Source organism: Enterococcus mundtii (assembly GCF_003957375.1).
GTDB lineage: Bacteria > Bacillota > Bacilli > Lactobacillales > Enterococcaceae > Enterococcus_B > Enterococcus_B spodopteracolus.
In genome coordinates, this window is sequence record NZ_CP025473.1 from 695787 (window position 1) to 705000 (window position 9214).

Consider the following 9214-nt stretch of genomic DNA (forward strand, 5'->3'; position numbering starts at 1 on the left):
AATGAAAAATAAACGATGGCAATGGGTGGAATATGCGGGGATGGTTAGTTTGTTCCTGACGTTGTTCACTTTAGCAATTGCAATAACGATCAACTTCCGCCCACTATATGTGTTTGATATCGGGCATCTAGGTATCTTAGATTACACTACTGTGGATCAGCCAACATTACTTCGAAATTATGATCAACTGATGAGGTATCTCAATAATCCTTTTGAGCAAGTGTTGGCACTTCCCGACTTTCCAATGTCAGCGAGTGGCTTACATCATTTTTATGAAGTCAAGTTATTATTCATGCTCAATTATACGGTGTTGTTACTTACATTGATCCCAAGTGGCTTGTTTCTTCGCCAGTTGAAAAGAAATCAGCGTTTGTGGCGGCTAATACGCCCATTCCAAATCGGCATGGTCCTACCATTTGTTTTTGGCTTTTTCATGTTGATTGGTTTTGATCGTTTTTTTATTCTTTTTCACGAAACATTTTTCAATAATGATGACTGGTTGTTTGATCCTCAGACTGATCCAATCATCAATGTCTTACCTGAGCAATACTTCATGCATTGTTTCATTCTGTTTTTTGTGCTTATCGAATTATTTTTCGCTTTGATGGTTCTTGTTGGCAAAAGAGAATTGAAAAAGGAGAACAATTAACCAATCACTTTCGTGTAGCGCGTTGATTGTTTTTTCGGATATAGCAAAAAATCATCCATAAAAATCCTTTTGCGATTTTTATGGATGATTTTTAATTTTTATTTGATTATTGTGTCAAACGGCTCCGTTTTTCCGGTTCTTGGTGGGCCAAGCGGCTTGCGGCAGAGGCAGCAATTGCTCCCACGATATCATCTAAAAATGTATGGACATTTTTGCCATCGTGACTATTTAACTTTTTCAAGATCCCAGGTTTTACTTTATCGATATAGCCATAATTGGTAAAACCAATCGTTCCATAAACATTGACGATCGACAAGGCTAAAATTTCATCTATTCCGTATAATCCTTCATCATCTTCAATGATATGTTGAAGAGGGCTCATCAATTGTTTTTGTTCTGCCAAGATATCTAATTGGATGCCAGTGATGATCGCGTTATGGACTTCACGCTTTGTCAAGACTGCATTAATACTTTCCGCACAATCCTCCAAGCTTAAATCTGAGATATAGTCTTTTTGTAAAAACATGACTAATTCAGCGATATCCTCGATTGTTACGCCACGTTCTTTTAGGAGATCTCGCGCTTTTTCTTCTAAGGTTTCTGTTTTTATGACCATTTTTGATTCCTCCGTCTCTTCTTTCTATCTATCATGGTAACGTAGTACGTACAAAAAGCAAGAATCATTTCTTTTATAAAAAAGCAGCTAAGTTATTTTGGTCCAAATGTTTTATCGTAAAGGCTTGTACTATGACCAGGCTGTGTACGTTCTTTTGGATTGATGAAATGCAATGCGTTATTGACAGCAGTCGGTGCTTCTCCAAATCCCGTGGCAATCAATTTCACTTTTCCTTCATAGCTACAAATGTCGCCAGCAGCATACACACCAGGAATTGAAGTTGACATATCAGAGTGTACGGTGATCGCATTTCTGGAACTTTCAAGTCCCCAAGAAGATAAATGCTCTAAATTAGAAGTGAACCCATAATTGACGATCAATGAGTCAACCATGAGATCAATCGTTTCATCTGTCTTAGCTTTTTTTAGACGAATGTCTGACAACTCTCCATTTGAACCAGATAAACGCTCAATCAAATAAGGTGTTAATACATTTACAGAGGATGGTTTCAACTGATTGACGCTATGTTCATGAGCCCTAAATGCCTCTCGACGATGAATCAAATAAACTTCGCTCGCAATAGGTTCAAGCATCAGTGCCCAGTCGATTGCTGAATCCCCACCGCCAGCAATGGCAACTTTCTTTCCTGCATATTTCATTAAGTCGTTCACGAAATAATCTAACCCATGGTTTTCGTATAGGTCAGCATGTTCTAAGTTCAGCTTTCTTGGTTGGAAAGAACCACTTCCTAGTGTCAGGATCACAGCTTTTGAATAATGGATACCTTTCGTAGTAGTGATCTCGATGATCTCGTCTTCTCTGGAAAGTGAGAGAACTTCTTCATTTAAATGAAATGTATGATTAAAAGTGGTCAATTGTTTCTTTAAATTATTAACAAGATCAACCGCTTTGATTGCTGGATAACCAGGGATATCATAAATATATTTTTCAGGGTATAAGGTAGTTAACTGTCCGCCAAGTTGAGGCAAACTATCAATAATATTGGTTTTCGCTTGGCGCATACCAGCATAAAAAGCTGCAAACATGCCAACCGGCCCTGCACCAATAATTGTAATATCGTAAATTTCCATTTGAAATTCCTCCCTTGGTGACACTATAACAGAATTTAATTGAGAATTCTTCTCAAATAGTTTAATTATGGAACGAACAGTTACTAAAATATAAGGAGTGATCTAACATATAGTTTATTTACTTTCAATATTAGCTAAAAAGAGTTATTTTATTAGTACGAAGTGTTTGAATCTAAGAGGTAGAATTTTATGATTAAAAGAATAACAAGCAATGCAAAAGAAGACGGAGTATTGACGCTGTCTTTTCTTTTAGCAATAGGGACCATGTTCGTCATCCCGCCAAACTTCAATTATTTTTCTTATATCGATTTTCACACATTGATTCTTCTTTTTTGTTTGATGTTGATTGTAGAAGGGATACGGCAACAACAGTTTTTCGATTATCTAGGCAATTATTTGATCACCCAGACAAAAAATACGAGAGGCATAATTTTGATTTTAGTGTTTCTCACGTTTCTCAGTAGTATGCTGATTACGAATGATGTGGCACTGATCATTTTTGTACCATTTGGTCTATTGATAGTAGAAAGGATCGGCATGCGAACCTTGATTCCTCTCGTCATAACTTTGATGACGATTGCGGGTAATCTAGGAAGTATGTTCACTCCGATCGGTAATCCACAAAATCTTTATTTATTCGCACAGTCACAATTACAACTGATCGAATTTTTACAGTTGATGCTTCCATATACACTAGCTGCTGCCATATTATTGGTGGTGTTGATCTATGGGAGAATCAAAAATAATACCATCGATTTGGCGAATGCAGATGAGATAATGTTAAAGCGAAAACAACTCATTTTTTATTTTGGTCTATTTTTAATATGTCTTCTAGCTGTAAGTGGCATCATCCCTCATTATGTTGTATTGGTCTTAGTGAGTGTCAATATACTAGGCAATGATCGCCGACTCTTTAAACAAATCGATTACTCCTTATTATTTACGTTTGTTTTTCTTTTTATATTTATCGGGAATATCAAACAAGTAGATGTTGTCCGAGCCTTTTTTGAAAAAAGTGTGGCGCATCATGAAGTCAGTGCAAGCATTTTTGCAAGTCAATTGATTAGTAATGTTCCTGCGGCGCTCCTACTATCAAGTTATACAGAAAATATCAAGGGTTTGATCATTGGGACGAACTTGGGAGGATTAGGGACATTGATTGCTTCAATGGCAAGTTTGATCTCTTACAAATTAGTCATCAAGCAATATCCCGAATGGAGAAAAAAGTATTTATTCGTCTTTGCATTCTACAACATCGTTTTTTTGATTTTCTTGTGGCTCATCTTTACCGTATATCAATAGAATATGTTATGATTACACAGGAAGACAGAATTTTTTAGGAGGAAGAAAAAATGGCATTTCCACAACTTGATCTTATGAATGAAAAGGGGCCTAAAGCTCTTATAAAAACGAATCGCGGAGATATTACAGTAAAACTATTTCCTGAGTTAGCACCTAAAACAGTCCAAAACTTTGTTGAATTAGCAAAAAAAGGATACTATGATGGTGTGATTTTTCATCGTGTGATCCCTGATTTCATGATTCAAGGAGGCGACCCAACCGGTACAGGTATGGGAGGCGAAAGCATTTACGGTGAAAGTTTTGAAGATGAGTTCAGCCGCGAATTGTTCAATCTACGTGGCGCACTATCAATGGCTAATTCTGGTCCAAATACAAATGGCAGCCAATTCTTTATCGTCAACAACACAAATGTGCCAGAAAACATGCTTAGTCAATTAGAAGGAGCAGGATTCCCTAACGAAATCATTGAAGCGTATAAAAATGGTGGAACACCATGGCTTGATTTCCGTCATACAGTGTTTGGCCATGTACTTGAAGGAATGGACACAGTCGATGATATCGCAAATGCGCAACGTGGCCCACAAGATCGTCCAGTACATGATGTAGTGATCGAAACGATTGAGATTTCTGAATAAAATAAAATTTTAAACATACCAAGCTCTTAAAAAACACCGAACAGCAAAAGCAGAAAATACTTTTGCTGTTCGATGCTTTTTTGGTTTGGACGGTAACAAAGTAGGAAAGAATAACATTTGTTGTGCAATGACTTCTTTCGTTTTCTAACTTAAAGCACGTTGGATACGTAAGAGTCCTTCTTTTAATACTGATCTTGGACAAGCGACATTCAAACGCATATGGCAATGACCGCTTGGTCCAAAACTGATTCCAGGATTCAAGACAACTCTGCCTTTTTCAATCAGCTTCTTTTCAAGTAGCCGGTCATCTTTCGTATAGGCAGAAAAATCAAGCCATATAAGGTACGTTCCTTCTGGCTTCATCACTTTGATATCAGGAAGATACTTAGTAAAGAAGGTAATGACTTCTCGGACATTTTCTTCCAGATAAACTAATAACTCATTTAACCATTCCTCACCAGTTTCGTAAGCAGCTTGAGTGCCTAAGAGTCCGAAAGTATTGATTCCTTGATGTTGATTTTTTTCTAATTGTTTCGTAAAGCGACTTTTTAAATCATGATCTTTGATGAAGACCATTGAATTTTTTATTGCAGCTAGATTAAATGTCTTAGTTGCTGAAGTGAATGTGATCAATAATCGAGAAAGGGCAGGATCAATTGTTTGCATCGAGGTGAATTCATATCCGGAAAAGACGATATCTTGATGGATCTCATCACTAAATAAGAAGACGTCGTATGTTAAGCATAGTTCACTCAACTGTTTGAGCTCTTCTTTGGTCCAAACACGACCACCTGGATTATGCGGGTTACATAGAATCATTGCTTTTATCTTGTTTGAGACAATTTTTTCTTCCATATCTTGAAAATCCATTTCAAAATGATTGGCTGTTTTATTTAAAGGACTGCGAATCAATTGACGCTCATTATTTTCAACAATTGCACCAAATGGCGGATAAACTGGATCATGAATCAACACTGCGTCACCTGGAGCTGTAAATGCTTGAATCGCCAATGAGAGACTAGCTAAGACTCCACTAGTGAAAAGAATGTGGTCTTTAGTTAGAGTCACATGATGGCGCTTTTCTTCCCAATCAATCACTGATCGGTAGAGACCGTCCGGTACGATCGAATAACCAAAAATGCCTTTTTTCAGATAGTTTTGAAAAGCTGTTGTTACTCCTTGAGGGGCAAGAAAATCCATATCCGCTACCCATAAAGGTAAAAGATCATTCCTATGATAAGTTTGTGAGATGGTATCCCATTTTACGCTATCTGTGTTTAGTCTTGAAACTATTTCATCAAATTGTTCCATCTATAAGACCTCCATATCTAGATGCAAGAACAGAACTTCTTTTTTTTTAATATTTACAGTATAATGATAAATGCGAAGAGAGGGAAGTATATGACTTATAGAATAGGCGAAATAATCAAAGGGAAAATCACTGGAATACAACCATATGGAGCGTTTGTTTCATTAGATGAAGAGACACAAGGGTTGATCCACGTATCAGAAGTGCAATCTGGTTATACGAAAAGTATTCATACATTATTGAAGGTAGGGCAACCGGTGACTGTACAAATCATTGATATTGATGAGTATTCGAACAAAATCAGTCTGTCGTTACGTACCTTAGAAAAGAAAGTACCATCGATCCCATACCGAAGAAAACGATACTTCACTAATAAAAATAAAAAAATCGGGTTTGCAACGATTGAAAAACAGTTACCTATATGGATCAAGGAAGCATTGATCCAATTAGATAAAAAAGAACCAAGGAAATAAAAGTGTATTTTTTCTGAAAATATGCTAAAATTCTCTTGTAAGCCATAAACAAGTTGATCGAGGTGGAAATTTTGGCAAACAAAAGAGTCGCTGGTACAATTATGTTGCATTTGGAGGATGGATCTAAAAAATTTTTAGTTCATTCAAGAGAGAATAAATTAGAGTTCGCATGCGCAGACCACTCAAATGATAAGACTGGTTTAGCAAACATACTTAGTTTCTTAAAAGAAATCGTTCATATTGATGTGAGTAAAATCAACTTGATGGAGTTGACGAATACCCATATCAATCAAGAAAATGTTCCACTTTTTGTTTTTGAAACGGAACAAAAAAATCAACAAGAACAGTTAGGCGAAGGTTATCATTGGGAAGATCCAGGACAAATGCGTACGGTACTAGGGATTTATGAAGTAGATGGTGTACCGATTTTTTAAATTGATTCCAGTACTTCTACCAAAGAGAAATGAATACCGTTCGCAGGTGTATCGTTGACTACTTGAGAATCGACGAATAAAATAGGAGATCATTTTTTGGAACCAAGCAGGACTTTCAGAGAAGTTTGAACATCTTTCAAACTTCTTTTTTTTGTCTATCTTACAAGAAAAGTAGAAGAGAATGTTCAGGATTCAATTGATTTTTTAACTTTTTTATAAAAAAAACACTTAAATACATGGATAATCCGAATGATCATAAAATGATTGGAAACCTTGTCTTTTTTTACTTAAAAATAAGTATTGACGCTAGGTGTGTAGCATGGTAAATTAGACAACGTTGATTCGAAAATAAGTTCTTTTGAAAATATTCAGAAAAACATTAAAAAAACTATTGACCGCTGGATAAAACCATGTTAATATAACGAAGTTGAATTGTTTCAGCGCTTTGTGAGACGCTTATATGTAAGGATTTAAAGCGAAATAAAGTGTTGACAAATAACATACGACGAGTTATGATGAGTGAGTTGCTGAAACAGCCTCGTGAAAAACGAGTTCAAAAAAATTTTGAAAAATAGTTGACAATCATCCGAGAGTTTGCTAAGATATAAAAGTTGCTACGGCAATCACAAATGATGAATTGAGACAGTTGTGTTTCAATTATCACGTAGACCTTTGAAAACTGAACAAAGTAAGACAAACCAAATGTGTAGGGCGTCTTGATTCAATTCAAGACAACAAACATTTTTAACAAGCAAGCAATATGCTAGCAAACAAATTGAGCTTAACAATCGCAAGATTGTTCTAACTTTTATTATGAGAGTTTGATCCTGGCTCAGGACGAACGCTGGCGGCGTGCCTAATACATGCAAGTCGAACGCTTCTTTTCCCACCGGAGCTTGCTCCACCGGGAAAAGAGGAGTGGCGAACGGGTGAGTAACACGTGGGTAACCTGCCCATCAGAAGGGGATAACACTTGGAAACAGGTGCTAATACCGTATAACAATCGAAACCGCATGGTTTCGTTTTGAAAGGCGCTTTACGGTGCCGCTGATGGATGGACCCGCGGTGCATTAGCTAGTTGGTGAGGTAACGGCTCACCAAGGCCACGATGCATAGCCGACCTGAGAGGGTGATCGGCCACATTGGGACTGAGACACGGCCCAAACTCCTACGGGAGGCAGCAGTAGGGAATCTTCGGCAATGGACGAAAGTCTGACCGAGCAACGCCGCGTGAGTGAAGAAGGTTTTCGGATCGTAAAACTCTGTTGTTAGAGAAGAACAAGGGTGAGAGTAACTGTTCACCCCTTGACGGTATCTAACCAGAAAGCCACGGCTAACTACGTGCCAGCAGCCGCGGTAATACGTAGGTGGCAAGCGTTGTCCGGATTTATTGGGCGTAAAGCGAGCGCAGGCGGTTTCTTAAGTCTGATGTGAAAGCCCCCGGCTCAACCGGGGAGGGTCATTGGAAACTGGGAGACTTGAGTGCAGAAGAGGAGAGTGGAATTCCATGTGTAGCGGTGAAATGCGTAGATATATGGAGGAACACCAGTGGCGAAGGCGGCTCTCTGGTCTGTAACTGACGCTGAGGCTCGAAAGCGTGGGGAGCAAACAGGATTAGATACCCTGGTAGTCCACGCCGTAAACGATGAGTGCTAAGTGTTGGAGGGTTTCCGCCCTTCAGTGCTGCAGCTAACGCATTAAGCACTCCGCCTGGGGAGTACGACCGCAAGGTTGAAACTCAAAGGAATTGACGGGGGCCCGCACAAGCGGTGGAGCATGTGGTTTAATTCGAAGCAACGCGAAGAACCTTACCAGGTCTTGACATCCTTTGACCACTCTAGAGATAGAGCTTCCCCTTCGGGGGCAAAGTGACAGGTGGTGCATGGTTGTCGTCAGCTCGTGTCGTGAGATGTTGGGTTAAGTCCCGCAACGAGCGCAACCCTTATTGTTAGTTGCCATCATTTAGTTGGGCACTCTAGCAAGACTGCCGGTGACAAACCGGAGGAAGGTGGGGATGACGTCAAATCATCATGCCCCTTATGACCTGGGCTACACACGTGCTACAATGGGAAGTACAACGAGTCGCGAAGTCGCGAGGCTAAGCTAATCTCTTAAAGCTTCTCTCAGTTCGGATTGTAGGCTGCAACTCGCCTACATGAAGCCGGAATCGCTAGTAATCGCGGATCAGCACGCCGCGGTGAATACGTTCCCGGGCCTTGTACACACCGCCCGTCACACCACGAGAGTTTGTAACACCCGAAGTCGGTGAGGTAACCTTTTTGGAGCCAGCCGCCTAAGGTGGGATAGATGATTGGGGTGAAGTCGTAACAAGGTAGCCGTATCGGAAGGTGCGGCTGGATCACCTCCTTTCTAAGGAATATTACGGAGACTACACACGTTTGTCGATACTTTGTTCAGTTTTGAGAGGTCTACTCTCAAAATTTTGTTCATTGAAAACTGGATATTGAAGTAAAAATGTAAGTAATACAAACCGAGAACACCGCGTTGAATGAGTTTTTTAATAAGTTCAATTGCTTATTTTTCTTGATTGGACTTCTATCGCTAGAAGAAAGATCAAAACCCAACCGTAAGGTTGATAAGGTTAAGTGAATAAGGGCGCACGGTGGATGCCTTGGCACTAGGAGCCGATGAAGGACGGGACTAACACCGATATGCTTTGGGGAGCTGTACGTAAGCTATGATCC

General features: G+C 39.2%; 8 protein-coding genes and 2 rRNA genes (1 of these 10 running past the window's edge). 7 read left to right on the forward strand and 3 right to left on the reverse strand.

Annotated elements, in window-relative coordinates; translation table 11 throughout:
- Position 1 precedes the first annotated feature (1 nt).
- Complete coding sequence (locus CYK55_RS03610; RefSeq protein ID WP_126133960.1) at positions 2-649, forward strand: TIGR01906 family membrane protein; 648 nt, start codon at positions 2-4, stop codon at positions 647-649.
- Between the two features lie 106 nt (positions 650-755).
- Here CYK55_RS03610 and CYK55_RS03615 read toward each other — a convergent pair whose 3' ends face one another.
- A complete protein-coding gene (locus CYK55_RS03615) occupies positions 756-1265 on the reverse strand; it encodes a phosphatidylglycerophosphatase A family protein (protein ID WP_010736099.1) in 510 nt (169 codons plus the stop codon).
- Positions 1266-1357: 92 nt separating this feature from the next.
- Entirely contained in the window at positions 1358-2356 is a 999-nt protein-coding gene (locus tag CYK55_RS03620) for an NAD(P)/FAD-dependent oxidoreductase (RefSeq protein ID WP_034690853.1), read from the reverse strand.
- Positions 2357-2545: 189 nt separating this feature from the next.
- Here CYK55_RS03620 and CYK55_RS03625 point away from each other — a divergent pair, with 189 nt between their 5' ends.
- Together CYK55_RS03625 and CYK55_RS03630 are read left to right on the forward strand one after the other, a co-directional pair.
- The gene (locus tag CYK55_RS03625) at positions 2546-3658 is read left to right on the forward strand and encodes an SLC13 family permease (protein WP_126133961.1); all 1113 of its coding nucleotides are present in this window, start codon (positions 2546-2548) and stop codon (positions 3656-3658) included.
- A gap of 50 nt (positions 3659-3708) precedes the next feature.
- Entirely contained in the window at positions 3709-4293 is a 585-nt protein-coding gene (locus CYK55_RS03630) for a peptidylprolyl isomerase (RefSeq protein WP_034690848.1), read from the forward strand.
- A gap of 144 nt (positions 4294-4437) precedes the next feature.
- Here CYK55_RS03630 and CYK55_RS03635 read toward each other — a convergent pair whose 3' ends face one another.
- On the reverse strand, positions 4438-5604 hold the full coding sequence (locus CYK55_RS03635; protein WP_034690846.1) for a MalY/PatB family protein: 1167 nt from the start codon (positions 5602-5604) through the stop codon (positions 4438-4440).
- Between the two features lie 90 nt (positions 5605-5694).
- Between CYK55_RS03635 and CYK55_RS03640 the strand changes: the two genes are divergently transcribed.
- From CYK55_RS03640 to CYK55_RS03655, 4 genes are all read left to right on the forward strand, one after another.
- On the forward strand, positions 5695-6075 hold the full coding sequence (locus CYK55_RS03640) for a CvfD/Ygs/GSP13 family RNA-binding post-transcriptional regulator (protein ID WP_034690845.1): 381 nt from the start codon (positions 5695-5697) through the stop codon (positions 6073-6075).
- Positions 6076-6146: 71 nt separating this feature from the next.
- Positions 6147-6509 carry a hypothetical protein gene (locus CYK55_RS03645; RefSeq protein ID WP_019724011.1) on the forward strand — a complete coding sequence of 121 codons (363 nt, stop codon included), beginning with the start codon at positions 6147-6149 and terminating at the stop codon, positions 6507-6509.
- An 809-nt stretch (positions 6510-7318) separates the two neighbouring features.
- Positions 7319-8879, forward strand: a 16S ribosomal RNA gene (locus CYK55_RS03650).
- 230 nt (positions 8880-9109) lie between these two features.
- Positions 9110-9214 (forward strand): 23S ribosomal RNA (locus tag CYK55_RS03655); it runs 2810 nt beyond the window's last position.
- The 16S and 23S rRNA genes sit together here, the layout of an rRNA operon.

What these genes read in the sequence shown, in the direction of transcription:
- CYK55_RS03610 (WP_126133960.1), top strand. Translation starts at nt 2, where the DNA reads ATGAAAAATAAACGATGGCAATGGGTGGAATATGCGGGGATGGTTAGT.
- CYK55_RS03625 (WP_126133961.1), top strand. Translation starts at nt 2,546, where the DNA reads ATGATTAAAAGAATAACAAGCAATGCAAAAGAAGACGGAGTATTGACG.
- CYK55_RS03615 (WP_010736099.1), bottom strand. Translation starts at nt 1,265, where the DNA reads ATGGTCATAAAAACAGAAACCTTAGAAGAAAAAGCGCGAGATCTCCTA.
- CYK55_RS03640 (WP_034690845.1), top strand. Translation starts at nt 5,695, where the DNA reads ATGACTTATAGAATAGGCGAAATAATCAAAGGGAAAATCACTGGAATA.
- CYK55_RS03635 (WP_034690846.1), bottom strand. Translation starts at nt 5,604, where the DNA reads ATGGAACAATTTGATGAAATAGTTTCAAGACTAAACACAGATAGCGTA.
- CYK55_RS03630 (WP_034690848.1), top strand. Translation starts at nt 3,709, where the DNA reads ATGGCATTTCCACAACTTGATCTTATGAATGAAAAGGGGCCTAAAGCT.
- CYK55_RS03620 (WP_034690853.1), bottom strand. Translation starts at nt 2,356, where the DNA reads ATGGAAATTTACGATATTACAATTATTGGTGCAGGGCCGGTTGGCATG.